Raw genomic sequence first — 26,407 nt, forward strand, 5'->3', positions numbered from 1 at the left:
TTTTGATAGTATCGGTTGTGTTATCTTTCTTTTTTTGCTGTTTTCTTTTCTTTTCTCCTTGATTTTCTTTTCTTTCTATTTTCAAGGTTCTTTCATTCCGAAGAAGAATACGATTCGAAACTTTTAAGTATGATTCCTTATGCCCTTAATTGAAAATATATCGGTTGAGATAGAACAGTTCAGATAAAACAATTCAGCATATCCCTGTGCAATATATTTAAATTGAATATTGCAGTAGGATTATCAAAATCGAATGTATGATCAAATATAATCACAATTAACTTTCAGCATGGAGAATCCCATATGATAGAGGAGATCACCAACCAGTACGACCCACAGAAAATAGAGAAGAAGGTACATGATTTCTGGACAGAGGTCGATGCCTACTCCAAGGTACGTGAACACAGAAAAGGTGGAAAAAGGTTTTTTTTCGTAGACGGACCACCATATACCACCGGGCATATACACCTGGGAACTGCATGGAATAAGATAATCAAGGATTCTATCTTAAGATACCGTTCCATGAACGGTTTTGATATCGTTGACCGCGCAGGCTGGGACATGCATGGTCTCCCTATAGAGGTAAAAGTAGAAGGAGCACTTGGTTTTACATCCAAGAAGGACATAGAGTCCTATGGTGTGGGTAACTTCATCGAAAAATGCAAGGAATTCGCCCTTACCCAGAAAGATGACATGACCGATCAGTTCAGGATGCTTGGGGCATGGCTTGACTGGAAGGACCCTTATATGACCCTGAGGGACGAGTACATCGAAGCTGCATGGTGGACCCTCAAACAGGCACAGGACAAAAAACTGCTTGAACTGGGTAAACGTGTTGTCAACTGGTGTCCCCGCTGTGAAACCGCTATTGCGGATTCAGAGGTGGAGTATGAGGACAGGACAGACCCTTCCATATTCGTGAAATTTCCCATAATCGGTGAAGAGAATACCTATGTTGTCATATGGACAACAACCCCCTGGACCATTCCTTCCAACGTGGCTGTTGCGGTACACCCTTCCTTTGAGTATGCAAAGGTAAAGGCGGTGGCTCCTGACGGCAGGGAAGATGTACTTATCATGGCTTCCGACCTTGTGGAGAACGTACTCAGGAAAGGCAGGTATGCTGATTATGAGGTACTTGGCACAATGCTTGGAGAGGATCTCACCTCCCTTAAATATGCAAGCCCGCTTGCAGACCTTGTACCAAGGCAGGCAGAAATGAAGCATGGCATTTACCTGGCAGATTTTGTAACCGCTGAAAATACCGGTTGTGTGCACATCGCCCCGGGACACGGCATGGATGACTTTGAGGTCGGCAAGAAGAACGGCCTGCCCATCTTCTGTCCGGTAGGTCCGGACGGGCGTTATACGGAAGCTGCAGGGGAATATGCCGGTATGCATATCCGCGAGGCTAACAGGGTTGTCATTGAAGACCTGAATGAGCGTAGCAATCTGTTATCCGAAGGCACCATCGAACACAGGTATGGGCACTGCTGGCGCTGTAAGACCCCTATCATCTATCTTGCTACAGAACAGTGGTTCATAAAAATCGGAGAGCTCAAGGAAGAGATGCTTTCTGAAATAGCTAAAGTGAAATGGTATCCTGAATGGGCAGGTTCGGCAAGGTTCAGGGACTGGGTAGAAGGAGCACGTGACTGGTGTATATCCCGCCAGAGATACTGGGGTATCCCTATACCTGTCTGGAAGTGTAATACATGTGACAGATTGCATGTCATGGGTACCAAGAAAGAACTTCAGGAAATGTCAGGCCTGACAGAAGATATTGAATTGCACAGACCATACGTGGATAAGGTTTTGCTGGACTGCGAATGCGGCGGAAAGATGAAGCGTGTGGAAGATGTCTTTGACGTCTGGTTCGACTCTGCCGTTGCATCATGGGCAACCCTGCGGTTCCCGCAGCAAAAGGAAGAATTCGATAAATGGTGGCCTGCAGACTTCATCACAGAAGGACAGGACCAGACCCGCGGATGGTTCTATTCCCAGCTTGGTGCCAGTATGGTGGCATTTGGAAAAGCACCTTACAGGAGCGTGCTTATGCACGGTTTCACTCTGGATGGGGAGGGCAGGAAGATGTCAAAGAGCCTGGGCAATGTCATTGCACCGGGTGATGTCATAGAGAAATTTGGCGCAGACACACTGCGAAGTTTTGTATTATCCTCAAGTGCACCCTGGGAGGATCTGAAGTTTGTGACAGGGGAACTTGGTAATATCAACAGGACGCTTAACATCCTCTGGAATGTGTATCGTTTCCCATTGCCTTACATGGCCCTTGACGGATTCGATCCTTGCGAGGTATCACTTGGATCTGTTATGCCACATCTGCGCAAGGAGGACAGGTGGATCCTTTCCCGGGCACAGTCACTGGTTGCAGAAGTCGATGATGCTATGTCCAGATGTACATTGCACAAGGCACTGAGAGCTATCAGTGAGTTTGTCCTTGAAGATCTCTCCAGGTGGTATATACAGCTCATCAGGCCACGGACATGGGTCGAAGCCGATGACCCGGACAAACTTGCGGTCTATCGTGTGCTTTACGATGTCTTTGTCCTGATCTCTAAAGTAATCGCACCTTTCATGCCACACCTGGCTGAGGAAATGTACCAGAACCTTGTGAGGAATGTCTACCCGGACGCACCGATAACAGTTCACATGACCGACTGGCCAATAGTGGATGAGACTCTTGTGGATAAGGACCTGGAAACTCATATGGAAATGGTTCGCTCAATAGTGGAAGCTGCATCAAATGCAAGGCAGAAGGTTGGAAGGAAGCTCAGATGGCCCGTATCCCGTATTGTGCTCTCGCCGGTGAACCAGGAAGCTGCAGATGCTGTACTGGACCTTAGGTCCGTGCTCATGGACCAGACTAATTCAAAGGATATAGTGCTCACTGGAATAGGTGAATCCTGGGATGAACTGGGATTTGAGGCAAATCCGGATCCAGGTGCCATCGGCCCTGTATTCAAGGGAGATGCCGGAAAGGTCATTGGAGCCATAAAAAATGCAAATGCTGCAGAGCTTAAAAAAGCCCTGGCAATGGATGATCAGTTCGAGCTGCAGGTAGCCGGTGCTTCTGTGACCATCAAACCGGAAATGGTCAATTTCACAGAGACATTGCCGGAAAAGGTTGCAAGTGCCCAGTCAGTTGCGGGTATAATCTATGTGGATGCCAAGCTTACCAGGGATATCGAGTCAGAAGGTTTTGCACGTGAGGTTATCCGCAGGGTGCAGGATATGAGGAAAGAGCTCAACCTTGCCGTGGATGATAATATCAGGTCCCATATACAGATAAATGATGAAAGGGTGCTTGATCTTGTGCTTGACAGGGAACAGTTCATTGCAAAAGAGACCCGTGCAAATGTGCAGGTCATAGGTCTTGATGTGGATACTTCAGGCTCCCTTAAGAAAGACTGGGATGTTGAAGGCATCTCCATGAAGATAGGCATATCAAAAGCTAACTGAGGAAATATGGACTTCAGGGAATGGGAACCTATTTATGAGTCCATTTTGGAGGATATGGGCTTTAGCAGGGAAGATGATGAGCAGTCGGCTCTCATCCTTTCCGGCATGCTCACTCCGCTTAATTCTGCAGCGGTCAGTGATCTTGAGCATCTGATAAAAGGCAAAGATGTCCTTGTTTGCGGCAATGCTCCTTCTCTCAGGGAAGAACTTGGGCATACAGACATAAAAGGTCTTGTAATCATTGCAGCCGACGGTGCTGCAGCTGTCCTGGTTGATAGTGATATCACGCCGGATATCATAGTCACGGATCTGGATGGTGATCTGGAAAAAGAGATCGTTGCCAACAGGAATGGTGCTTTGATGGTGGTCCACGCCCATGGAGACAATCAGGATAAACTGGAGAAATATGTACCCCGGCTAAAAGGAATGATCGGTAGTACCCAGGCTGCACCATTGCACAATGTGTACAACTTCGGAGGTTTCAGTGATGGGGACAGATGCGTCTTTTTGGCCAGGGAATTTGGAGCTTGCTCTGTAACTCTCATTGGTTTTGATCTTGATGATGAGAACGTTGGTCCCATCAAGAAAAAAAAGCTTAAATGGGCCCGCAGATTGATTGACAGGTCAGGACTTTAATTTTTAAGGATATTTTAATCTTTTTTTCAGGTTCTTTGCAGATGGCGTTTTATCAGAATCTATTTATATTTTCGTTATAAATATCTACAGGAGTTTCATGCAAACACTGGTAATATGCATTGACAGAGATAATGACCTGGGTGACAAAGCAAACGTCACAGCGCCTCTTATTGGTAAAGAAGCGAACATAGAGGCAGCGGTCAGACTTGCCACTGCTGATCCCGAAGATTCCGATACCAACACAATCTTCGGGGGTGTGAAGATACTGGATGAGTTACTTGCCAGAGGGATTGATGCGGAAATCATTACCCTTGCAGGTGACAGGAACATTGGTATTATCTCTGATCAGAAGATAGCAAACCAGCTTGATATCCTTTTAAAGAAGTTCCCTGCCCAATCAGCCATCTTCGTATCCGATGGTGCTGAGGACGAGACATTACTTCCCATTGTCCAGTCCAGGATCAAGATCGATTCTGTCAGGCGTATTGTGGTAATGCAGAGTGCGAATCTTGAAAGTACCTATTACATAATCAAACATGCCTTCAATGATCCGAAAATATCCCAGACATTCTTCGTTCCACTGGGACTTGCAGCTCTTATCTATGCTTTTTTCCTGCTGATCGACTATTCGCAGGGTGCTATCATAGGGATTCTGGCGGCAGTAGGCCTCTATATGTTATACAGGGGATTCAGTGATACTGTTGATCTCTACTGGAAAAAGCTTAAGGATTCCTTCTATTCCGGAAGAATGGCATTTTTCACATATACAGCGGCAGCTTTCTTTATTGTGCTGGCTACATTGCTGGGTCTTATGGAGGTATGGTCGCTTTACACCTCCGGGGGAATATGGTACTATGGGATAGTTCCACTACTTACAACATTCATTAACAGGGCCATATGGCTCTATGTTCTTGCATTGCTCTTTGCAGACGCAGGGAAAATAATAGATTGCAAGCAACGTGGTGAGCCTTCTGTCAAATATATGATCCCTGCTTTGTTTGTTCTTTCCCTGGGATTTTTGTTCTGGGGAGCCACAAATTATCTTATCTCAATGAATCCCGTGCTTGCAGGTGGCCAGGTCGATCCAGGTTCAGGAATACAGATATTTGTGTATTCCATAGTTATTGCCATAATTCTGTCCCTGTTAGGGATAAGGATATCGAACAATCCTCAAGCAACAGGAAAAAAAACCAAGAAGGTTAAATGATGCAGGAAAGAAAAAGTGAGTATCAGGATTATGACCTGCAGATCGCCTTAATAGGAGGAGTTGCCTTCTCTTGCGGAGTATCGCCGGAGGAATTTGCTGTCAGAACGCCATATGGTGATGTTCCTGTACAGATATCAAAGATAGGTACCCGCAATGTTGCAATTATACCAAGGCATGCAGATGGCAACAGGCACATCCCTCCCCACATGATCAATTATCGCGCCAACATATATGCGATACATGAACTGGGCATCAGTCGGGTAATATCCACAAATTCCGTAGGCACCATGCGAAATCATCCCATAGGAAGCTTCTTTTTGCCAGATGATTTCATTGATTTTACCAGGAACAGATCATCTACGTTCTTTAATGAAAGGACAGTGCATGTGGATGTAAGTGAACCATATTGTCCGCAGATCCGGAAACTTTTAACAGAAGCCCTTGACAGGAGAAACATTGGTTTTTCAGAGGGCGTCTATGCCTGTACGGAGGGTCCCAGATTTGAAACAAAAGCAGAGATATGTATGATGAGACAATTCGGTGATGTTGTGGGTATGACTGGTATTCCTGAAGTCGTGCTGGCAAAAGAGCTGAACATGTGCTATGCCTCGGTTTGCACTGTGACCAACGATGCATGTGGGCTTGGAAATGCAAAAATGACCGTAAGTGAGGTACTTGATAACCTTTCCAGTGTTCAGGAAAGATTAAACTCAGTGCTCTCTGATGTGATCCGATCACTTCCTATCAGAAAGGACTGTAATTGCCCCTTTGCAGTTTCGGATGCGGAACTATAGAACAATGACGGCTGAAAAAGCAATATCAAGTGGCATGTTAAATGGCAATGGTCCGGATCATCTCAGGCGATGTCCTTTGAGGTATCTATCTGGACTCCGTCACCGATCTTGAACTTTATTATCTCTGTGCCAGGTACCATTCCCCTTATCTTCGGGATAGCCAGTTTGCTCACTACCTTGTCAGCTCCTTTGTCAAGCATGGATTCAAATATAACATCGCACAGGTTGAAAGTGAAACTTTCTATATCCAATGACCTGTTGTTCGTTATCCCGTAAAGATATGTCAGGCATCCGAGCTCCTTTGTTGTTTCATACAGCACATTAACAAGCTGTTTAATCAGTCCTTTGTTAACTGTCAGCTCCATAAAGAAGGAAAAGGAGTCAAAGATTATGTTCACTTCTTCTCCGCTTGAATCGTTTGCAATGTTACGCAGGTTATATTCCGTGAATTCTATTATCTTGGAATCTATGAATTCGTTTCCAACATTGTCGGACATGTCCCCGCATGAGGTACAATAATATTCGCTATATATGTCTACAAAAATAATATTAGAAGGATCAAACCCCAGGTTTATGACATCATTTAGCACAAACCTCGGTCTTCTGTTGGTTGTGAAATAGTAGGTTTTCCGGGATTGTGTGAACTGGTAAAGGAATACTTCGGACATCGAGCGAGGGTCGGCTGCAAAGTAAGTGAGTGATCCGGCCGGCAATCCTCCTCCCAGTGTCCTGTCCAGAACAAAGATCCCGGTGGAATTCAGTCGGATCCCCTCTTCAATTACAAGATTCTGTTCAGGTCTTTTAAGGCTGTCATAGAGGGAATGTTCAGCCAGATTACCGGATTCGGTTTCATGACCGATTGTTTCAGCTTCCATGATGTTTTTCGGAGCCAGCATTTTTTATCCTCAATAATCGTACTAATTTATATAATCTCTAATATTATAAAACACTTGTTTCAGATCAATACAATACTATTTATAGGCTATATGTCATCAAAGCCAGCAATGACTCTCTGGATACTCGCAAGCGCCGAAAGGTCAAAGATCATTGTCCTTCCCATAAAGGATAAGAAGAAAAATCCTCTTTTTGTCGGTGAGCTTATCCTGAGACAAACCGATGCTGGTCCACGGCCACATAAATTCACGGTAAGGACAGACGGCAAAAAAGAGTTCAGGTCTCCTTCTGAATTTGTTGATCTTATCAGGGTGGCTGATCGTATAATGATAGCAAAAGGCGGGGATGAGGCTCAGGCAACCGAGTTTGTTCACATGCTCCGGGGGTTCCAGCTTAATGCAGATATTGTGAACGCCTGCAGATTCTGCCTGCTGAAGAACAGGTTCAATTTCCTGAACAGGCGTTCTGTAAGGTATCATCGTGAGAAAGTCTGTGAGGACTGTGCACGTGAAGAGCTTTTCAGGATGCTTAAAAATTCCCAGGTCAATTATGGGGATGAGGTTTGTGAGCGATTTGAGGAAACCATGCTCAAGACCAGGGATCTTGACAGGACCATCGCTATGATAAGCCCCGATGAGCTGGACCCTGAACTCACACGATTTGATTCCATTGCCGCAAGTACTTCAGTTCCAAAAGAGAAGATAAAGGATCTGCCCCTGCATAAGAGCTTCAAGAGGATACTTCTTGAAAAATCAGATACACTCCTGCCTGTACAGTCACTATCTGTTGAGAATGGTCTTCTTAAGGGGCAGAACCAGCTTGTCACATCTGTAACTGCCACCGGCAAGACACTGATAGCTGAGCTTGCAGGTGTTGAGAACATTTTAAGAAAAAGAGGCCGTCTCATCTATCTGGTACCTCTTGTGGCACTTGCTAACCAGAAATATGACCAGTTCACGAAGAGATATTCACCCATCGGTCTTAAGCCTTCCATCAGGGTTGGAAGTGAACGCATTAAAACAAGAAAGAGCGCATCCATGCAAAGGACCCTGGATTCGGATATGATAGTCGGGACCTATGAAGGAATTGATTATATTCTCAGGACAGGAGGTGCCGACCTGCTGGGGAAGGTTGGGACTGTTGTCATCGATGAGGTCCATACCATCGAGGATCCGCAAAGAGGTCATCGCCTTGACGGGGTCATTGCAAGGCTGAAGTATGTTGCACCAGGTGCGCAGTTTATCTATCTTTCAGCTACAGTGGCCAAACCTCAATTGCGTGCAAGACAGCTTGATGCTAAGCTTATAGAATATGAGTATCGTCCGGTGCCCATAGAGAGACACCTTATACTCTGTCCCGAGCATTCAAAGACGAAGTTAATGACAAAGCTTGTGCGGCAGGAATTTGCCACCACCTCATCAAAAGGTCACAGGGGACAGACCATAATATTCACGAATTCAAGGCGCAACTGCCATCGTATCTCTGAAGCACTGCCGATATCTGCTGCTCCATACCATGCAGGGCTTACCAGCCAGGAACGAAAGAAAGTAGAGATAGCTTTCCTCAAGGGTAAGCTTCCTGTTGTTGTGACAACAGCTGCTCTTGCAGCAGGTGTGGATTTCCCGGCATCCCAGGTGATATTCGAATCCATGGCAATGGGCATAGAGTGGCTTAGCATGCAGGACTTTCTCCAGATGCTGGGACGTGCCGGAAGGCCGGATTACCACGACCGAGGTGAAGTTGTGCTGCTTGCAGTGCCCAATAAGAGATATTCAGGTGACAGGGGAGATGCAGAAGATGCCGTTGCCCTGAAATTACTCAAAGGTGAGATGCAGTTTACAAAGGTGGATTATGATGAGGACGAGAAAATGGAAGAGATCCTTGCATCAGCTGCCGTCACATCTTCCATGAAGGATCTGGAAAAGATCCACTCTTATATGCTTGCTGATTATAATGTTCATATATTGCTGGAAAAACTTGCAAAGAATAAATTCATCCATAAGAAAGGGGATATGATATCGCTTACAAGATTTGGCAAAATTGCAGCAGGGCATTTCCTGTCCGTTTCAAAGGCGTTCCTTATACGTGATTCCGTTCTTGTTGAACAGGATCCTCTTATCACGGTTTCAAATCTTGAGTTCTTTGATGCGGTATATTACAAGTATGCTGCCCGTATCTCTGCAGCCCTTAATGTTAATCTTCCCTCAAGGGTCTTCCAGGGTGCATCCCTTGATATTCTTTTTGAGGGTGAGAATATGGATAAACTGGATATAACGCTGCGCGACCAGTTGTTCGGGTTTGCAGCAGATTTTCTGACCTGCAATTGCCGTGATTCTCCTTACTGCGGGTGTGCCGAACGCAAGTTCTCGGAGAAGATCATTTCCATCAGGACAGAAGGGTATGATCCTGAAGGTATTGTAAGAAAGCTGGAACATCTTTACGGAATAACTGCCTATCCGGGTGATGTTCTCGGATACCTGGATAATGTGGTACGCAACCTTGAAGCTGTGGAAATGATAGCAGCAGCTTATTCCAAAAAAGAGGTATCTGCCAGGGCAAAGAGCCTCAGGAAACTTGTTGAAGGATGATTCAAACATCTGGTGACCTGTGCATGGTTTATGACCGGTGCATGGTTTATGGCTGGTGTGGGGCTATGGCATCAAAAATTATAATAGTTATGTATGCAGATAATGTCTTTTGAGGATATGATCATATGGACGCAGAAAAGATAGAAGATAGTGTAAGCGATAAACAGGAAGAGATGAAGACTAAAAAGAGTGTGAGGATTGAGCTATATAAGCCGGACGACTTTAAGCAGGTCTACTCCATTGGTGCAGTGGGTGGCCATAGTCCCTATGATTTCAGGATCGGGTTCTATAATGATATGCCCATGGCCGTTAACAAGTCAGGAGGGGAACAGGTCATACAGAGGAGGCTTGAGACAGAAGTAATACTTTCTCCTCTTGCAGCGGTGGAACTGGTGCGCTGGCTGAACCAGCATATACAGAATTATGAGGCTGCATTCGGTCCTATTTCAAAGCCCCGGATGGACGTAAAGAAGAAGTCTGAGCCTGTTCAGGACAGTACAGAGATACAGGGATATATGTGAACCAATATTGATGTCTGGTATTGGTATGGCTTACTTGTCCGGACCGGGCAAATCGCCAAGAATAAATATGATATTGGCTATTTTTATAAGCCTGTAAACTGAATGGTATAAAGGTAATATTATTCTTTTAAATGAAAGAGAGGATTTATTTTGTTCCCCAGTAAGAAAGTCCAGAAGTTAATTGGATCAAAAGTCCAGGTAGAGATGAAAGGTGACCTTCACCTTCTCGAAGGAACTTTAAAGAGTGCAGATGATTATATGAACCTGCATATGGTTGATACCATTGAGATTGCAAACGGAGAACGTCTGCGCTCCCTTGGTTCTGTTGTGTTGCGTGGAAACAATATTATTCTTGTTGTTCCAATGGAAGAATAAAGTTCTCAGTGGAAAATAACATGAGTATCGAAGAGACTGCATTGAATCTTATTCGAGACAGCAAAGATGGTATTTTCCAGAATGAACTCTGGAAAATGCTTGAGATAGACAGCCGCAAATGTTCCAGAGTTGTGTCCAAACTGCTGGATGATGATCTTATCGTCCGTGAGCAGGCTGTCTCCAATGGAGCCAGGACTTACCTTCTCAAGATCAAGGAAGAGGAGAAGCCCTGTTTTGATCTCCTGTTATCAGGGGATATGTTCTCGCCCTGTGCAGGCTGCAGGGATGCATGCCAGCCAGAGTCATGTGAAAAGCTCACTGCATGGGTTGCAAACCTAAATGACAATGAAAATGCAGAGGAAAAGTGCTGACCCGGGCGAAACCTTTAATAAGGATATGTACTATGTTGGAGTCGCTTCACTAAAGCGAAATCAACGTGCTCCGATAGTGTAGTTCGGCCAATCATTCCGGCCTTTCGAGCCGAAGACTCGGGTTCGAATCCCGATCGGAGCACCAAATAATTTTTCAACTAAATAATTGAAGTTTACATTCATGTTTTACTGCAAAATATTGACTGTTTTATTATGTTGATCTCGTTTTTGTAGAAATCACTAAAAAATCAATTTGAGGATACGTAAGGTAGATCACTGCTGATATTATTTTAAACTTCGTTTAAGTCTTTACCGATCAGCTATACACCAAAATTCCATTGGCGAGATACACATGTCATTTGATAATCTTAATTTAATATTCCCGCTTCAGCGGGCATTATCCGAGGAAGGCTACACTACACCTACCCCGATACAGCATCAATCCATACCGCACCTGTTAAATGGTAAGGATATGATAGGCATTGCCCAGACAGGCACAGGCAAGACAGCTGCATTCATATTGCCCATACTGCACAATATGTCCGCATCATACAGGAAACCACGCCCCGGAGCTCCACGTGTGCTGGTACTGGCACCCACCAGGGAGCTTGCGGCCCAGATAGGTGACAGTTTTTCGACCTATGGCAAGTACACGCGGTTCAAACATGCTGTTATTTTTGGTGGTGTTGGTCAGACGCCTCAGGTCAGAGCTCTTTTAAGAGGCGTGGATTCCCTTGTAGCAACTCCTGGCAGGCTGCTGGACCTTGTGGAACAAGGCCACGTAAAGCTTTCTGATGTGGAGTATTTCGTACTTGATGAAGCCGACAGGATGCTTGACATGGGTTTTATAAAAGATGTATACAAGATCGTTGCCCTGTTACCAAAGAAACGCCAGTCACTTTTCTTTTCAGCTACCATGTCCCCTGAGATCTCCGAACTTGCCAGAAGGCTGCTCAGCAATCCTGCACATGTTGAAGTGACCCCGCAGGCAACAACCGTGGAGCTCATAGACCAGTTCATCTTTTTCGTGGATTCGCAGGACAAGAATGAGTTGCTTCTGCAGCTTCTCAGAAGCAGGCACCTTGAATGTGTGCTCATATTCACACGCACAAAACATCGCGCTAATAAGGTAGCCGAGATGCTTAACAAGAATAAGATAACTGCAGGCGCTATACACGGCAATAAGTCCCAGACCCACCGTACAAAGACACTTCAGGATTTTAAGTCAGGACACATGCGTGTGCTTGTTGCAACCGATATTGCAGCCCGTGGGATCGATATAGAGGATATATCCCATGTCATAAACTACGACCTGCCAAACATCCCTGAGAGTTACGTACACCGTATAGGCCGCACAGCAAGAGCCGGGGCCGATGGAACCGCATTTTCCTTCTGTGCAGCTGATGAGCGTGATTTCCTGAGGGATATCGAGAAGCTTATCCGGATAGAGATCGATGTTGCAGATCACGATCATCATTCGGACAGGGCGATGAGTGCCACGGGAGATGATGCCAGGCCGGCCCCAAGACAGCAGAGAGGTCAGAATGGACCAAAAAGGCAAGGCCAGAATGGGCAAAAAAGACAAGGACAGAATGGACCAAAAAGGCAAGGCAAGAATGGACCGGATAATCCAGGACAGCAACAGAGGGGCAGCGCTCAGAAAAAGCCGGGGCAGAACAGGCAGGATAAACCAAAGTTGCAAAATGAGAATAATGGACGCAACAGCGGCAACATGAACAAAAAAAAGCCAGTTTCTGCAGGACAGGAAAAAAAAGGACGAAATGAAGGTCCTGCTAAGAATGGCGGCAAGGGAAACAGTTCAGCCATGAGTGCCAGTACTGGTCAGAACCGGAACAGAAAAAGGACCGGAACTAAGATTGTAAACCGGAACAGACCGCGTTACCTGGAATAAGCCTTAAAGGGCTTATTCAACAAGCTCATTTACCAGGTTAATTTACCAGGATAATTTACCAGGTTCATTAACAAACAGGCTCATTTAGTTTTCTTCATTATGTTCTCTCTTGAAATCAGTGAGTTCGAATATCATCCCTCATTTTTTCATAGTCTTGTTTCACAGCCCGGACCGAAATCCATAATACCTGGTACTTTCCTTACAAGCACATACCCGGGACTGCGTTCTTTTCCCTTGAAAGTGATTTTATGAAGTATATCATCCAGTTTCTCATAATCCTTGCTATATGCTTCACAGGTGAACTGTTCCATACTTACTTTCACCTGCCTGTCCCCGGAAATATCCTGGGTATGTTGTTGCTTCTTTTATTTCTTCTGACAGGCGTTATCAAGCTATCCATGATCGAGGATGTGAGTAACTTCATGCTGAAGCATCTCTCTTTCTTTTTCATACCTGCAGCTGTGGGGCTGATAACCTGTTTCACGATACTTGAAGGAAAGTGGACCGTCCTTATGCTCATATCCGTGGTCTCGACCTTTATCATCGCAGTGGTTACCGGAGCAACGGTCCAGTTACTTATGCGAAGGAGGCATCCCGGTGAATGAGCTTGCACATCTGCTGATACAGTCTCCTGTTTTTGGAATAGGGATCTCACTTCTGACGTTCTACGCAGGAACTCTGCTCTACAAAAAAGTAAAGTCTCCTCTGCTGAATCCTCTTGTATTAAGCATGCTGGCGATAATCGCCTTTCTTCTTGGTTTTCACATCAGCTTTGAAGATTTTAACAGGGGTGGCCAGTTCATATCATTCTTCCTGGGCCCGGCAACTGTCATCCTGGCTGTACCTCTCTACAGGAAAATAAATCTGCTGAAAGAGAATTCAATACCTATTCTTGCAGGGATCAGCATAGGATCTGCAGCAGGTATTGCCAGCATCATAATCATGTGCAGGTTTTTCGGGCTTGATGAACTTGTCAGCGTTTCAATGGTCCCAAAATCCGTGACAACACCGATAGGAATTGAGATTTCAGGCCAGCTTGGAGGCATACCTTCCATAACCGTGGCTGCCATAGTCTTTACAGGCATTGCTGGTGTCCTGCTGGGGCCAATGGTATGCAAGCTGTTCGGGATAGATGACAAGGTGGCAGTGGGTGTTGCCATAGGCACATCATCCCATGCCCTGGGGACCACTAAAGCCGTGGAGCTGGGAGAGACAGAGGGGGCCATGAGCGGACTTGCAATCGGTATAGCAGGACTGGTGACGGTATTCCTTGCTCCGGTTCTGGTTAAGTTGTTGATGTAAGTTTTTCCGGATATTCTCATTCGTGTATAGAGTACAACATTCATGTATAGAGTACAAATGTTTATCTCGCAAACTGAAGGTATATTCCTATGAAAGGGAGTTTTCATGATCCTTATACAAAAAAGATATCAAGACATTGCTGAACAGATCAATGAGGAAGACATTGATCGTGTTAAGATGAACCTGACCATAACAAGAAAGGTCTGCTGCGGTGGCAGGGAAAAGAAGGATTATGATCTGGGCTGGATAGAGGACCCTAAAGACATGAAACTGACAACTGTCAGGGATTACCAGATCAGGGACAGGGTTCTTGAGGTGTGGATCGAGCCTTGAAGCATTGCTGGACAGTTGCTGTTCTGAATATAAGATCAGTGTTCTGTTGAAAAAAGTAAGTTCGATTGATCGGCAAAGCGCTGATAATCGAACCGATTAGTTAAAGAATTCATTTTTTGTCCTTGAAAGTGATCTCATACTCGGCCATGAATTTCATGCAGGCATTAGATTCCATTACTGGAAAACTATCGAAATAGCAGATATCTCTCCAGGGAAACGAACTGGAAGCATAAACTTCAGCATTTTGTGCATCATACACTACGATATGCCGGCAGGTTGACAGATCTTCCCATTCGCTAATAACTTTGAGACCTTCCGGATATTTCCAGCTTTTAAAACGGTTCAGTACTTCTGCAGTGTCTTTTGGTTCCCATGTTATTATATCCATGAACAACATTCAAACCCCTCCCATTCTATTCATCTTGTTTCATTCATCTATTTGCAAAAATCAGATTTGAGTATAACTCTAAAATTGCATACACATAATATATGTGTTTTTAAGAACCTTATATCTATGGAATAAAAATTACTGATTATTGTTACGGGAACCTATTAAAGATATTAGATCTTTTGAAGGCAGGCGATATTAAACACAAAGAAAAAATGTAAAAGGTTAATTTATTCAACCTCAATTTCCAGACCACCGAAAAATCCGGTTGCTGCATTGAATATCAAAGCAGTGATGATGCCTCCGATAAAACCAAGGACTCCGTAGAAAATGGGCAGTGTTATTATAGCTGCTGCACCAAAGAACATACTTTCGGCTCCAGAGCCGTACATCATGGAGCCCATTATCAGAGATGTGAACGTCATTATGGCTCCTAATATAAGTCCCATTATTGCATAAACAGCTGCAAGGATCTTTCCAAGTGAAAACACTCCTACTTTATTGATATATCTTCTTGCCATCAATAAAACCTCCCTTTTGGTAATTTAAATGCTGTTGGCGGCCTATAAATAGCCAACCCCTGTTACTTTGGTCCGGAAGGAATGAATGGTTAGAAAATAAGGGTTAAAGGCAAATAAGGGCTAAATAATGGACAAGGGGTAATAAGGAATCGTTGTTTTACCACAGCTGTCAGCTGATATCATGCAATGCTGCACCCAGTGCTCCTGTCATCTGGGGTTTGCGGGGTACAAAAAGTGAGAGTTTCAGCTCTTTTTCCAGTGCTTTTCTGATGCCCTCATTCTTTGCCACGCCTCCTACAAAGGCAACATTTTGCTTTAATCCTACCTGCCGGACCATGACGGCAACTCTCCTTGCAATGCTTTCAATGAGCCCGGCAGCTATATCTTCTTTAGCCAGACCTCTTGTACGAAGCGATATGACCTCAGATTCGGCAAAAACAGTACACATGCTTGTAATGCTTGCAGGTCTTGTAGCAGCAAGCGCTAAACTTCCCAGCTCATCTATGGGGACTTCAAGTGCTCTTGCAGTGTACTCCAGGAATTTGCCCGTGCCGGCTGCACATTTATCATTCATCAGGAAATCTGATACTTTGCCGTTGTTCACAGAGATCACTTTGCTGTCCTGACCACCTATGTCAATTATCCCTTTCACATCCGGATACATATAATAAACGCCCCGTGCATGGGCCATGATCTCGCTTATAGCTTTATCGGCAAACTTTATACTGTTTCTTCCATATCCAGTTGAATACACGTGGTCCACATCTTTCTTTTTTATCCCCGCTTTTTCAATGACATCTTCGTATGCTTTTTGAGCCGCTGCAATGAAATCGAATCCTGTTGGACATATAGCACAGGCAATTATCTTCTTTGAGTCAACAAGTACTGCCTTGGTCGTGGCAGAGCCAGCGTCAATACCAACTGATATCATGAAAGCATCTCCATGAATGCATCAACACGAAGCCCTATCTGCTCGATATCCGAGTCACTGTAATCCGTCTCGATAAAAAGCATGGGTATACCAGCTTTTTTGAGAGCCTGCTGGACCTTATTCTTTTCAATGTTGTATCCGTGGCAGAATTGTAAGGTATAATATACGACACCATCTACATTGAAATCATTTGCAAGTTCCAGTATGATATCTGTGCGTCTGTCATTTGGGCTCATACAGGAGCAGGGTATTCTGATATAGCGCCTGGCAAGTGCCAGCATCGGATCCTTATCCTCATCCACAAGGTCCAAAAAGGATCTGGTCCCTGTACAGCTTTCCTCTGCAACAATAATACCGCCTCTGCTTTCTATGATATCCGGTACTTTTGTATTACCACCAGACATAGGACAACCAGTGATCATTATTCTGGGCTTGTGTTTCCCATCAGGGATAATCTGCTCTGCTTCACTGATCAGCGTGTTCAGGTATTCTTTGACATCATGTGGCGATAAGAAATACTGCTTCTGAAGTATTTTCAGTACATCAAGACCAGTGATTGGGACAGGATCTTTTTTCCGCAGTTCATAGAGCTTGTGGAACAACCTTCTTATTTCATTGGAGGATCTTATTTCCTGTTGCAGTCTCTCTGATGTGACCTTATTTCCTGTAAGTCGTTCCATGACACATTTAAATTTTTCCAGCTCCTGCAGGAAATATTGAAGAGCTTCAGGGCTGTCAGGTCTTTGAGGAAGATCTATCACATAGGTTGGAACATACTCTTCCAGTAATTCATACATCTTCTTTTTGCTGTCGCATGTGTTTTCAGCCACTACCATGTCCACCATACTGAAGTGGGAGCATGATCTTATTTCCAAGCTGCCATCATTTACTATTGAACCAAAGGAAGATTTGACAAGCGGACAGATGTTCCTGGGCAGATATTGCTCTGCTATGGGTATAGTGTCATTCTTGCCTCCGCAGAGTATCACACGGTCAGCACCTGCCGCAAATATTATCTCATCAGGTACGAACAGGCAAAAAGTACCCACTACTTTCTTCCCTGATCTTCTCTCATCTGCTATCTGACGGATACGCCGGGGATATGAACTTTTAATATCTTCAATGGTTTTAAAACAGTGCATTTTCTCTTCAAACACTGACATGTTATGTATTAAAAGATTTGCGGGTTATAAGAAGGCTATGTATGCATATATTATCAAAAAAGCATTGAGCTTTTACAACAGTGCTGTTCTTTGGTACAGCTGTTTTTTGTACAGATATTTACATAGATCACTACTTAAAAAAGGCAAAGCCGATCTTTGCCTTTCATTTCCCCATCTCTTTCTCGACCTCAAGCACTTTCAGCGCTATCTTCATCACCGAGTCAGGATTCAGTGATATCGAATCTATGCCTTCCTTCACCAGGAATTCTGCAAACTCCGGGAAGTCGCTGGGGGCCTGGCCGCAGAGGCCGCTGTGCCTGTTGTTCCTTCTGGCTCCCTGGATGGCCATGGACACTATTCTTTTTACAGCCTCATCGCGTTCATCAAAAGCAGAAGCCAGCATCTCCGAATCACGGTCCACTCCAAGGGTCAGCTGGGTCAGGTCGTTGGAACCGATGGAAAAACCGTCGAAGTACTGGCTGAACTCGTCTATCAGCAGGACATTGCTGGGAATCTCGGTCATCATGTAGACCTGCAGGCCGTTCTCTCCTCTTACAAGGCCGTTCTTTTTCATTTCATCAAGGACCTTGCGGGCTTCTTCTATACGGCGGCAGAAGGGGATCATGAGTATAAGATTTGTCAGCCCCATCTCATCCCTTACTTTTTTCATGGCCTTGCACTCAAGGGCGAATCCTTCCCTGTAATGATTGTCATAGTAGCGGGATGCACCCCTGAAACCCAGCATGGGATTACTCTCATCGAATTCGAAGTACTCGCCGCCTATAAGGCTTGCATATTCATTGGACTTGAAATCGCTCATACGCACCACCACAGGTTTAGGGTGGAATGCAGCGACAATGGTTGCAACACCCTGTGCAAGTCTTTCCACAAAGAAATCAGCCTTATTGCCATATCTGCCTGTGAGCTCCTCTATCTGTCTGCTTACCTCTGCATCCTTCACCTTTTCAGGATGCACAAGCGCCATGGGATGCACTTTGATATAGCTTGTAATGATGAACTCCAGTCTTGCAAGTCCTATTCCGTCATTTGGTATCATGGACATGGAAAAGGCTTCTTCCGGATTGCCCAGGTTCATCATTATCTCGGTCTTTGTCTTCTCCAGGCCTTTAAGGTCCACTGTTTCAGTATGGTATTCAAGGATACCTTCATAGACCCTTCCCACATCCCCTTCTGCACAGCTTAAGGTAATTTCCATGCCATCTCTCAGTTTTTCCGTGGCATCCCCAGCACCCACAACCGCCGGGATGCCAAGCTCACGGCTCACTATAGCTGCATGGCAGGTCCTTCCACCTTTGTTGGTTATGATGGCTGCGGCCCGCTTCATCACAGGCTCCCAGTCAGGTGTGGTGGTGTCAGCCACAAGTATCTCCCCGGGCCTGAAATCAGGAAGTTCTGACACGTCAGGTATTACGTGCACTTTCCCTGAGGCTATTTTGGAGCCCACACTCCTCCCGGTCACAATGACATCAGCGGTCTGGTCCAGGTAATATGTCTCAAGTACATCTTTTTTCTTCAGTGACTGCACGGTCTCCGGACGTGCCTGAACTATGAACAATTCTCCTGTATTGCCATCCTTTGCCCACTCGATGTCCATGGGCACATGCTTGCCTTTCTTTGCAGAATAGTGGTCTTCTATGGTCACCGCATATTCTGCCAGTTGCAATATCTCATCGTCGGTGATACAATAACGCTTCCTGTCGCTCTCTGCAACCTCAACATTACGGGTAAGTACGCGGGAATCACCTCTGCCGTAGATCATCTTGATCTCTTTACTGCCTCTCTTCTTCTTGATTATTGGTCTGTGGCCTTCCTTGAGCGTGGGTTTGAAAACATAGAACTCATCCGGGTTTACAAGACCCTGTACAACGTTTTCACCAAGACCATATGCCCCGGTTATGAAAACAACGTTATCAAAGCCCGTTTCGGTGTCAATGGTGAATATCACACCACTGGACGCCATGTCAGAGCGCACCATCTTCATCACACCAATGGAAAGGCCGACTTTAAAGTGATCAAAACCGTTGTTTACCCTGTATGAGATCGCCCTGTCAGTGAAAAGTGATGCAAAACACCTGTTACAGGCATCTTTCAGTGAGTGGTAACCGTGTATGTTCAGGTAAGTTTCCTGCTGCCCTGCAAAAGAGGCATTAGGAAGGTCTTCGGCGGTTGCTGAACTGCGCACTGCAACATCAGTGTCCTCCCCATACTGCTCGCAGAGTTCATCGTAAGCCGTTTTTATCTCTTCCCACAGGTCATCCGGGATACCTGCATCAAGTACCACATCCCTTGCTTTGGTACCCCGCTTGGAAAGATTTGTCACATCATCTGTGTCGAGCCCATCAAGTGTCTTTTTAAGTTCCTCAAGTACTCCGGCAGACTTCAGGACATGCCAGTAGGCATCAGCAGTTATTGCAAAACCATTAGGTATCCTGATCCCCTTATCTGTCAGTTCCCTGTACATCTCTCCCAGCGAGGCGTTCTTGCCTCCCACTGTAGGTACGTCATCAATGCTGATTTCCCCAAACCAGCGTATATATCTATTATTATCTGTCATATGCCCACTCTGATCTCTGATTTCTTCAGTTTATATTCCATTGTTTTTGAAGATTATTATGCTTTGTGGGATAGCTCTATATGTAAGCCTTTAAATGAAGAAATGCCCATCCACTTTGAAGGCAATTGTGTTGCTTTTTGGTATTAACCATTGTATGGGGCCAATTGCAGTCTATATTTAAGGTTTTCGATAATCTGTCAGTATTTATAATTAATGTTTTTTAAATCAGAATAAATATAGTTGTTTCTATACAGAAATGAAAAATGTGTCTGGTTAGTAGAGTAAATTTTATAAACTCATACATTAAAGGTTGTATAGGATAAATGTGAAGTGATTACTCATTTGAATTGATAATAAGAACATCTTTTTAACAATATTCATATTAAATCTACAACCAAAAATATGAAATCATACTTTTTAATAAAAAGTATTTCATACTCGTACTAAAAACACAAATAATGTGAATGCAGAGAAAAGTTGTTATAATATGTTGTGCAGAATATGCCAGACAAGCACTCACGAATACGATCCATCAGTGTATGGATCATACATGCCTGAAAATCCGCGAATAAAAGTGACTCATAAGTCAGAGGATACTGAATCAATATCAGTTTGCCTTGCTCTTCATGAAAAGGAATGTAAGCAGAACAGAACTGTCACATAATGGAAGCATGGACCCATGTTCAAAGAAAGGAGAACTAACTTTTATGTGCACATTGTCTGATCCCCTCACTCATAACAAAAAAGGAAATCACTATGAAGGCTGAACTAATAAGCACGGTGTTTCTATCGGAAAAAAGAAAAAGTACTCTTCTTATGCTAATGGAGGGGCCAGCTACAGTGGATGAGATAAAGGATTCCCTTACAGGGACCACAAGTTCCATCATGGCTCAGGTAAAGATCCTTATTGAGCAGGGGCTTATTGAACAAAAGGAAGATGAATACCGGTTAACCTATATAGGCAACATTATAATGAAAAAGATAAGGCCGCTCATTGAAACACTGAATGTGGTGGAAGACAATAAGGATTACTGGGATGGCAGGAACCTGAGTGCAGTTCCGGAATTTTTGCTTGAGAGGATCGGTGACCTCGGTAAGGTCCTGGTACATGAACCTGACCTTAATCATCTTTTCGAACCGCCAAAAGCATTGCTTACAAGCCTTAAACAGACAAAGAGCGCATGTACGTTTTATTCGTACTTCTGTCCTTCCTGTCCGAATAATTATTCAGACCTTGCAAAAAGAGAGGTCAATTATGAACTCATACTCACAAGGCCTGTATATGAGAGATTAATGGAAGAATATAATGAACAGTATGAGGCGATGATGAAAGCCAGGAATTCCAATCTGTTCATATGTGATGATGATACAGTGAAACTGGGCTCTTTGTCGATAACCGATGAACTGATGCTGATAGCATTTTTCAATAAGCAGGGAATCTTTGATCACAAAAAGGTGATAAGTTTTGAGGAAAGTGCCCTTAAGTGGGGAAAAGATCTCTTTTTGTACTATAAAGAAAGATCAGAAAAAGTGAAATAATATTGTCATACTATCTATACTTTATCTGTCCATCTCCTGCCGTATCCGGAACCAGGAGTTACTTTTCACATGGCAACCTGACTTAATAGCGAACCTTTTCGATTATCGCTGATGGATTTTTGTGCTATGGTCTTCCCTTTTTTATTGTTCATTTTTATATGTCTTCCATCTGGTTTGCTGTTTTACTGCATGGATATATTCATGCTTTCGATAATATCAATGGTCTTCTTTTTTTCTTTATTGAAGTTTTCATGCGTGGTGTAAATCCAGACCATTGCATTTTTGATAACGATTAGTTGAACATAGAATTCAGTATCGATAATAATCTAAGCATTGATTAATTACTTCGAGTTATTATATATAACTCTACTCTGGTATTTGATTATAGTCAACAATCATGAATTCATAATTTGTTTGTTGGCTACAAGAATTTAACAGCTAAATCGATAGCAGGAAATAAAAAACATCTATGTTTTCCATTCCTGCCAACTAAACAAGAAAATGGGTGATTAAACCATGCCAGCACAAGATTATACCCCAATAGATCAAAATTGGTTAGAAAATGCAGGAAAGTTATGGACCACTCCATGGGTAGACAAGCCATCGGACAGAGTAATTGTGGACCCCATCATTCTTTCACATGCAGCAACGCTTTTCAAGAAGAACGCAGGGTATTTCTACTCAAACCCGGACGAAGCTGTAAGGATGGTATGTGCAGCCTGTGAGCTTTATGACGTCACTCCTGTTGGTCACTACCTTTATGCAGATTACTGGGGAGTGGACTATGGAGCAGAAATGAAGATCCAGACCAATGCGCCACCAGGAATCACAAAGCGTCCTGTAAAGACCCCTGAGGATGTCGATAACTTTGAAGTGCTGAGCACTGAGGAACTTGTAAAAGGTCCAACACTCACAACACACTACAAGGCACTTGACACAGTAAAGGATGAGTACCCACAGATGTTCGCTCCGATCACTCAGCTGGGTGGTACAATGGAAGTGGCCACAAACTGGGCAGCCATTGAAGATGTATTCATGTGGATGATAACAGAACCTGAAGTTGTTGACAAACTTTGTATAAAAGCCGGAGACCACATGGTAAACGCCTGTAAGGCAACAGCTGAAAGATATGGTGCAAACGTCATGATCACCGGTTCTGTAATCGCAAGTGGTGACCTCATGGACAGGGATCAGATCAAGAGATTCAGTTACAATCCGGTATCAAGGGCTGTCAGAAAGGTCCTGAATGCAGGTGCAGGTCCGGGTATCTATTATCACCTTTGTGGAAACCACACTGATGACTTCGATCTGTGGAAGGACGCACCAATGAGTCCGTTCTCAATTGTCCAGATAGGATATGACGGACAGGACATTTTCCCAACATCAAAACTGGTAGAGAATTTCGGAGACAGATGTACGTGTTTCGGAACTGTTGATACCAAGTTGGTAGACCGTGGTACACCTGCACAGGTATACGCACAGGCTAAGGAACAGGTTCTTGCCGGTAAGGACAGTCCAAGAGGATTCATCCTGGGAACTGCATGCGAATGTCCGACCAATGCGCCACCAGTGAATGTCCATGCGCTTGTAAGAGCAGCAAAGGATTTCGGCAAGTATGAGAAGTTCTGATAAAGGTGAGTTGAATACAACAAAGATTAATGAGGGTTACTTATGGATTTAAAGATAACTGAACAAGCGGACAATTTATTGAAGGACAACGGCGTGAGAACAGAGGAGATCCTGGACATAATCAAGAATGCAGAATCCAGCGGGAGCAAACTCGTATCAAAGGATGGTAACACCTGCGTTGCAAAAGGCGTGTCTGAGAATCTTACCATCTATGGTGTCTACTCTGCAACCGAACTGCTGGATGTCTATACCCACAAGATGAACATCCTTGGCATCACCGGTGGAGAGATAAAGCCGGTAGAGTATGACGATGCAAGTGACTGGATGTGTGCAAAATGCAACGAGCCTGCACTTGAGAGAAATGTTGACATGGCTTACCTTGGTGTTACAAGACCTGGTCCGGGTATCGTATGCCCCAAATGCGGTGAGATGTATGTATCAGCCGGCATGGCAAAGTCAACACTCAAGACAGCAGAAGCTATCCTGGAAGAAAAGAGAGCTTAAGATCACTTGAGAATTCAACGAATTCTCAGGTATACTACCACCACACCAATCAGAGAGGGAACAGATGGAACCGATAGGATCGATTGAAAGTCTTTGTCCTGAATGTCTTGGCAAGATTGATGGCATCAAATACGTCGAGGATGGAAAAGTCTACATTAAGAAAGAGTGCCCTGAACATGGGAGCTTTACAACCCTTATTTGTGAAGATGTAGATCATTACCGCCAGATGGAAGAATGTTTCGATGTCAACAGATCGCGTGCCAGGGCCTCTCTCACGGATATACAGAAAGGCTGCCCGTTTGACTGCGGCCTCTGTCCCTCTCACAAACAGGATACCTGTCTGGCTGTAGTTGAAGTTACCGACAGGTGCGATATGGGATGTTCATATTGTTTTGCCAGCTCATCAATGGATAAGAGCCTGGACCCGGATATGGATACGATAAGATTCATGTTCGAAACCGTAAAAAAATGCCAGAACAAACCAACCTGCATACAGATCTCAGGTGGAGAACCAACTCTCAGGGATGACCTTGAAGAGATAATCAGGATGGGAAAGGAAGTTGGCATAGATCATATCGAACTGAACACAAATGGTCGCAGGATTGCAAGCGATCAGGATTATTTTGACAGGATAGCCTCAGCAGGATTAGATGCCATCTATCTGGGATTTGACGGCGTATCCGATGATATTTATATGCAAAGGACCGGTAAGAAACTCTTTGATATCAAGGCCGAGGTGATCAACCGGTGCGAGAAGGCCGGTATTGGAGTTGTTCTGGTGCCGCTGGTTGCTAAGAATTACAATCTTCACGAGGTCGGTAAAATAATAGAGTTTGCAGGCAGCAGGGTCCCGGCTGTCAGGGGCGTGCACTTCCAGCCGGTATTCTACTCAGGCCGTGCACCTTCAGTCCGTGAAGGAAGAATAACCATACTGGAACTTCTCCGGGAGATAGAGAACCAGACAGGGGGCCAGCTTAAGGTAGAGAACTTCACACCATCACTGATGCCCCATGCACACTGCGGAGCTACATGCCTTGCAGTAATAGACAACGGTGGCTTCCTGCCACTGACCAATATCTCACTTGGTGCCATCAGATCAGCTTCCGATGTAGCAAACAAGACAAAGAAATCCATCATGGGCAGGTGGAAAGGCTCTGAGAAGGACACTCCGGCTGTGCAAAAAGAGGATACAAATAAAGCATCCTGCGCAGATCTCATTGTCAAGGGCTCATGCTGTGAAAAACCGCTCACACAGCTCACTGTGAAAGGCTCATGTTGTGAAAAGCCAATAGAGGATGTAATTCCTAAGAAAAACCGTCTTGAGAGCGGATGGGCGGATTTCATTGAGAAGAGTATGAACAGTTACCTTACCATCTCAACAATGGCGTTCCAGGATGTCTGGTCTTATGAGAGGGACAGGGTGGAGAACTGCTGCATACACGTTGTCACCCGTGATGGCAGGTTCGTACCCTTCTGCAATTACAATATGACCGACTGCGACGGCAGGTTCCTTTACAGGAATGCCGTTTAAACTTATATTCATCTATTCTTTTATTTTTATTCATTTCTTAGAAAAACAGGAGGCGTGAAATGAGTCTGTCTGCAAGGATCAATACTGCTGTCAGGATGAATGTGGCTAAAAGGAGGCTGGAGTCCCGCAAGATCGAGGCGGGAACAGCCAATCCTCTGGAGCAATGGGGCCTGGCCAAGATCAGGAACGATATAAAGAGCAATAAGGAACTGAAAGCTTTGTTGGGCAACCGTGAGCTTGACAGGGAACTTATCAATGAGTACAAGCTCTTCAGGTTCAAAGAGCTGATGGGGTACGTAATGGCGAACAGTCCCTATTATAAGGAGCTTTATGAAAAAGCAGGTATTTCCCCCTCTCAGATTACAACATATTCAGATCTTGAAAAGCTTCCACTTACCGGGCAACAGGATCTGGCTGAGCACCCATACCATTTCCTTTGCGTATCAAGAAAGGAAATAGCCCGTGAATTTACAAGCTCCGGAACTACCAATATGCTCAAAAGGATGGCATATACCCAGGACGAACTGCTTGAGATCGTGGATTCGGTCATATCAGGCTTGAAAATGGCAGGAATGGATTCAAAAGAGGACACATTACAGATAATGTACCCCACCATAACAGCCACCTGGGATCCCGGTCTTGTCCTGAGCAAGGCATGTGCACTTGCAGGTTATAACTCAGTTATTAATGATTCACTTGATGTGAACGAGCAGCTCAGGACCATGAGGGAGTCCGGCACGACACTGATTATTGGTACATCATCTTTCCTTTATGATCTGTCAAAGGCTGTCCGTGATCTGATAGAGCCAGGAGAACTGGGTATAAAAAAGATAATCTGCTCATCCGAACCTCTGACCCCTTCCATGAGAGAGGAAATAGAGAGTGTATGGGGATGTAAGACCCTCAGGCAATGGGGTATGACAGAACTGGGGCTTGCCAATGCCATAGAGTGCTCGCAGCAGGATGGCTTCCATCTTAATAACCCGGATTTCCTTGTGGAGATCATTGACCCAAAGACCGGGAAACAATTAGAGCCCGGAGAGGAAGGAGAACTTGTGGTTACAACACTCAGGAGAAGATGCATGCCTCTTATCCGTTACAGGACCAGGGATATAACGTCTCTAATAGACGAACCATGTAATTGTGGTGCATGCCTGGACCAGCGTATAAGTGACATAAAGAGAATGCCTTCCTGAAGGTTGTTTTCTAACAT

Annotated in this window: 24 protein-coding genes and 1 tRNA gene; 18 read left to right on the forward strand and 7 right to left on the reverse strand. The window is 44.5% G+C overall.

Features of this window, described 5'->3' with window-relative positions:
- Positions 1-303 precede the first annotated feature (303 nt).
- The 4 genes from ileS to V7O64_RS01615 all read left to right on the forward strand — a co-directional run bounded on the left by ileS (position 304) and on the right by V7O64_RS01615 (position 6,117).
- The gene (gene ileS / locus V7O64_RS01600) at positions 304-3,480 is read left to right on the forward strand and encodes an isoleucine--tRNA ligase (protein WP_407356290.1); all 3,177 of its coding nucleotides are present in this window, start codon (positions 304-306) and stop codon (positions 3,478-3,480) included.
- 6 nt (positions 3,481-3,486) lie between these two features.
- On the forward strand, positions 3,487-4,116 hold the full coding sequence (locus tag V7O64_RS01605; RefSeq protein ID WP_407356291.1) for a 6-hydroxymethylpterin diphosphokinase MptE-like protein: 630 nt from the start codon (positions 3,487-3,489) through the stop codon (positions 4,114-4,116).
- Positions 4,117-4,213: 97 nt separating this feature from the next.
- The gene (locus V7O64_RS01610) at positions 4,214-5,323 is read left to right on the forward strand and encodes a DUF373 family protein (RefSeq protein ID WP_407356292.1); all 1,110 of its coding nucleotides are present in this window, start codon (positions 4,214-4,216) and stop codon (positions 5,321-5,323) included.
- A complete protein-coding gene (locus V7O64_RS01615; RefSeq protein WP_407356293.1) occupies positions 5,320-6,117 on the forward strand; it encodes an MTAP family purine nucleoside phosphorylase in 798 nt (265 codons plus the stop codon). The genes V7O64_RS01610 and V7O64_RS01615 overlap by 4 nt, the downstream gene beginning before the upstream one ends.
- 62 nt (positions 6,118-6,179) lie before the next feature.
- On the opposite strand, the gene V7O64_RS01620 is transcribed toward V7O64_RS01615, so the two are convergent.
- A complete protein-coding gene (locus V7O64_RS01620) occupies positions 6,180-7,013 on the reverse strand; it encodes a recombinase RecA (protein WP_407356294.1) in 834 nt (277 codons plus the stop codon).
- Between the two features lie 108 nt (positions 7,014-7,121).
- On the opposite strand from V7O64_RS01620, the gene V7O64_RS01625 reads away from it, so the two are divergent.
- The 6 genes from V7O64_RS01625 to V7O64_RS01650 all read left to right on the forward strand — a co-directional run bounded on the left by V7O64_RS01625 (position 7,122) and on the right by V7O64_RS01650 (position 12,778).
- Positions 7,122-9,599: a DUF5814 domain-containing protein gene (locus V7O64_RS01625; protein WP_407357363.1), complete on the forward strand. Its 2,478-nt coding sequence runs from the start codon at positions 7,122-7,124 to the stop codon at positions 9,597-9,599.
- A 125-nt stretch (positions 9,600-9,724) separates the two neighbouring features.
- On the forward strand, positions 9,725-10,120 hold the full coding sequence (locus V7O64_RS01630) for a DUF3467 domain-containing protein (protein ID WP_407356295.1): 396 nt from the start codon (positions 9,725-9,727) through the stop codon (positions 10,118-10,120).
- 150 nt (positions 10,121-10,270) lie between these two features.
- Positions 10,271-10,495, forward strand: coding sequence for an LSM domain-containing protein (locus tag V7O64_RS01635; protein ID WP_407356296.1), 225 nt, complete (start codon positions 10,271-10,273; stop codon positions 10,493-10,495).
- Between the two features lie 20 nt (positions 10,496-10,515).
- On the forward strand, positions 10,516-10,866 hold the full coding sequence (locus V7O64_RS01640) for a helix-turn-helix transcriptional regulator (RefSeq protein WP_407356297.1): 351 nt from the start codon (positions 10,516-10,518) through the stop codon (positions 10,864-10,866).
- Positions 10,867-10,933: 67 nt separating this feature from the next.
- A tRNA-Glu gene (locus V7O64_RS01645) sits at positions 10,934-11,011 on the forward strand.
- Positions 11,012-11,218: 207 nt separating this feature from the next.
- Positions 11,219-12,778 carry a DEAD/DEAH box helicase gene (locus tag V7O64_RS01650; RefSeq protein WP_407356298.1) on the forward strand — a complete coding sequence of 520 codons (1,560 nt, stop codon included), beginning with the start codon at positions 11,219-11,221 and terminating at the stop codon, positions 12,776-12,778.
- Between the two features lie 146 nt (positions 12,779-12,924).
- On the opposite strand, the gene V7O64_RS01655 is transcribed toward V7O64_RS01650, so the two are convergent.
- On the reverse strand, positions 12,925-13,101 hold the full coding sequence (locus V7O64_RS01655; protein WP_407357371.1) for a hypothetical protein: 177 nt from the start codon (positions 13,099-13,101) through the stop codon (positions 12,925-12,927).
- On the opposite strand from V7O64_RS01655, the gene V7O64_RS01660 reads away from it, so the two are divergent.
- From V7O64_RS01660 to V7O64_RS01670, 3 genes are all read left to right on the forward strand, one after another.
- Positions 13,027-13,383, forward strand: a complete 357-nt coding sequence (locus V7O64_RS01660) for a CidA/LrgA family protein (RefSeq protein ID WP_407356299.1) — start codon at positions 13,027-13,029, stop codon at positions 13,381-13,383. The genes V7O64_RS01655 and V7O64_RS01660 overlap by 75 nt on opposite strands.
- Positions 13,376-14,080, forward strand: coding sequence for an LrgB family protein (locus tag V7O64_RS01665; protein WP_407356300.1), 705 nt, complete (start codon positions 13,376-13,378; stop codon positions 14,078-14,080). The genes V7O64_RS01660 and V7O64_RS01665 overlap by 8 nt, the downstream gene beginning before the upstream one ends.
- 105 nt (positions 14,081-14,185) lie before the next feature.
- Positions 14,186-14,413, forward strand: a complete 228-nt coding sequence (locus V7O64_RS01670) for a hypothetical protein (RefSeq protein ID WP_407356301.1) — start codon at positions 14,186-14,188, stop codon at positions 14,411-14,413.
- A 109-nt stretch (positions 14,414-14,522) separates the two neighbouring features.
- Here the strand turns inward: V7O64_RS01670 and V7O64_RS01675 are convergent, their stop codons facing one another.
- From V7O64_RS01675 to ppsA, 5 genes are all read right to left on the reverse strand, one after another.
- Positions 14,523-14,810: a DUF3303 domain-containing protein gene (locus V7O64_RS01675; RefSeq protein WP_407356302.1), complete on the reverse strand. Its 288-nt coding sequence runs from the start codon at positions 14,808-14,810 to the stop codon at positions 14,523-14,525.
- A gap of 221 nt (positions 14,811-15,031) precedes the next feature.
- Entirely contained in the window at positions 15,032-15,322 is a 291-nt protein-coding gene (locus tag V7O64_RS01680; RefSeq protein ID WP_407356303.1) for a hypothetical protein, read from the reverse strand.
- Positions 15,323-15,491: 169 nt separating this feature from the next.
- Positions 15,492-16,253 carry an acyl-CoA dehydratase activase gene (locus V7O64_RS01685; RefSeq protein WP_407356304.1) on the reverse strand — a complete coding sequence of 254 codons (762 nt, stop codon included), beginning with the start codon at positions 16,251-16,253 and terminating at the stop codon, positions 15,492-15,494.
- Positions 16,250-17,416: a double-cubane-cluster-containing anaerobic reductase gene (locus tag V7O64_RS01690; RefSeq protein WP_407356305.1), complete on the reverse strand. Its 1,167-nt coding sequence runs from the start codon at positions 17,414-17,416 to the stop codon at positions 16,250-16,252. Before V7O64_RS01690 ends, V7O64_RS01685 begins: the two co-directional genes overlap by 4 nt.
- A 163-nt stretch (positions 17,417-17,579) precedes the next feature.
- The gene (ppsA, locus tag V7O64_RS01695) at positions 17,580-19,991 is read right to left on the reverse strand and encodes a phosphoenolpyruvate synthase (RefSeq protein WP_407356306.1); all 2,412 of its coding nucleotides are present in this window, start codon (positions 19,989-19,991) and stop codon (positions 17,580-17,582) included.
- A gap of 756 nt (positions 19,992-20,747) precedes the next feature.
- On the opposite strand from ppsA, the gene V7O64_RS01700 reads away from it, so the two are divergent.
- From V7O64_RS01700 to V7O64_RS01720, 5 genes are all read left to right on the forward strand, one after another.
- A complete protein-coding gene (locus V7O64_RS01700; protein ID WP_407356307.1) occupies positions 20,748-21,530 on the forward strand; it encodes a helix-turn-helix transcriptional regulator in 783 nt (260 codons plus the stop codon).
- Positions 21,531-22,046: 516 nt separating this feature from the next.
- On the forward strand, positions 22,047-23,159 hold the full coding sequence (locus tag V7O64_RS01705; RefSeq protein ID WP_407356308.1) for a uroporphyrinogen decarboxylase family protein: 1,113 nt from the start codon (positions 22,047-22,049) through the stop codon (positions 23,157-23,159).
- Between the two features lie 42 nt (positions 23,160-23,201).
- On the forward strand, positions 23,202-23,663 hold the full coding sequence (locus V7O64_RS01710) for a hypothetical protein (protein ID WP_407356309.1): 462 nt from the start codon (positions 23,202-23,204) through the stop codon (positions 23,661-23,663).
- A gap of 64 nt (positions 23,664-23,727) precedes the next feature.
- Entirely contained in the window at positions 23,728-25,194 is a 1,467-nt protein-coding gene (locus V7O64_RS01715) for a radical SAM protein (RefSeq protein ID WP_407356310.1), read from the forward strand.
- 59 nt (positions 25,195-25,253) lie between these two features.
- Entirely contained in the window at positions 25,254-26,390 is a 1,137-nt protein-coding gene (locus V7O64_RS01720) for a phenylacetate--CoA ligase family protein (protein ID WP_407356311.1), read from the forward strand.
- Positions 26,391-26,407: the final 17 nt, after the last annotated feature.

The sequence above is a fragment of the Methanolobus sp. WCC5 genome (genome assembly GCF_045690325.1).
Taxonomy (GTDB): Archaea; Halobacteriota; Methanosarcinia; order Methanosarcinales; family Methanosarcinaceae; genus Methanolobus.

Coding starts and splice junctions, on each gene's coding strand:
- ileS (WP_407356290.1), top strand. CDS start 304: ATGATAGAGGAGATCACCAACCAGTACGACCCACAGAAAATAGAGAAG.
- V7O64_RS01605 (WP_407356291.1), top strand. CDS start 3,487: ATGGACTTCAGGGAATGGGAACCTATTTATGAGTCCATTTTGGAGGAT.
- V7O64_RS01610 (WP_407356292.1), top strand. CDS start 4,214: ATGCAAACACTGGTAATATGCATTGACAGAGATAATGACCTGGGTGAC.
- V7O64_RS01615 (WP_407356293.1), top strand. CDS start 5,320: ATGATGCAGGAAAGAAAAAGTGAGTATCAGGATTATGACCTGCAGATC.
- V7O64_RS01620 (WP_407356294.1), bottom strand. CDS start 7,013: ATGCTGGCTCCGAAAAACATCATGGAAGCTGAAACAATCGGTCATGAA.
- V7O64_RS01625 (WP_407357363.1), top strand. CDS start 7,122: ATGACTCTCTGGATACTCGCAAGCGCCGAAAGGTCAAAGATCATTGTC.
- V7O64_RS01630 (WP_407356295.1), top strand. CDS start 9,725: ATGGACGCAGAAAAGATAGAAGATAGTGTAAGCGATAAACAGGAAGAG.
- V7O64_RS01640 (WP_407356297.1), top strand. CDS start 10,516: ATGAGTATCGAAGAGACTGCATTGAATCTTATTCGAGACAGCAAAGAT.
- V7O64_RS01650 (WP_407356298.1), top strand. CDS start 11,219: ATGTCATTTGATAATCTTAATTTAATATTCCCGCTTCAGCGGGCATTA.
- V7O64_RS01660 (WP_407356299.1), top strand. CDS start 13,027: ATGAAGTATATCATCCAGTTTCTCATAATCCTTGCTATATGCTTCACA.
- V7O64_RS01670 (WP_407356301.1), top strand. CDS start 14,186: ATGATCCTTATACAAAAAAGATATCAAGACATTGCTGAACAGATCAAT.
- V7O64_RS01675 (WP_407356302.1), bottom strand. CDS start 14,810: ATGTTGTTCATGGATATAATAACATGGGAACCAAAAGACACTGCAGAA.
- V7O64_RS01680 (WP_407356303.1), bottom strand. CDS start 15,322: ATGGCAAGAAGATATATCAATAAAGTAGGAGTGTTTTCACTTGGAAAG.
- V7O64_RS01685 (WP_407356304.1), bottom strand. CDS start 16,253: ATGATATCAGTTGGTATTGACGCTGGCTCTGCCACGACCAAGGCAGTA.
- V7O64_RS01690 (WP_407356305.1), bottom strand. CDS start 17,416: ATGTCAGTGTTTGAAGAGAAAATGCACTGTTTTAAAACCATTGAAGAT.
- ppsA (WP_407356306.1), bottom strand. CDS start 19,991: ATGACAGATAATAATAGATATATACGCTGGTTTGGGGAAATCAGCATT.
- V7O64_RS01700 (WP_407356307.1), top strand. CDS start 20,748: ATGAAGGCTGAACTAATAAGCACGGTGTTTCTATCGGAAAAAAGAAAA.
- V7O64_RS01705 (WP_407356308.1), top strand. CDS start 22,047: ATGCCAGCACAAGATTATACCCCAATAGATCAAAATTGGTTAGAAAAT.
- V7O64_RS01710 (WP_407356309.1), top strand. CDS start 23,202: ATGGATTTAAAGATAACTGAACAAGCGGACAATTTATTGAAGGACAAC.
- V7O64_RS01715 (WP_407356310.1), top strand. CDS start 23,728: ATGGAACCGATAGGATCGATTGAAAGTCTTTGTCCTGAATGTCTTGGC.
- V7O64_RS01720 (WP_407356311.1), top strand. CDS start 25,254: ATGAGTCTGTCTGCAAGGATCAATACTGCTGTCAGGATGAATGTGGCT.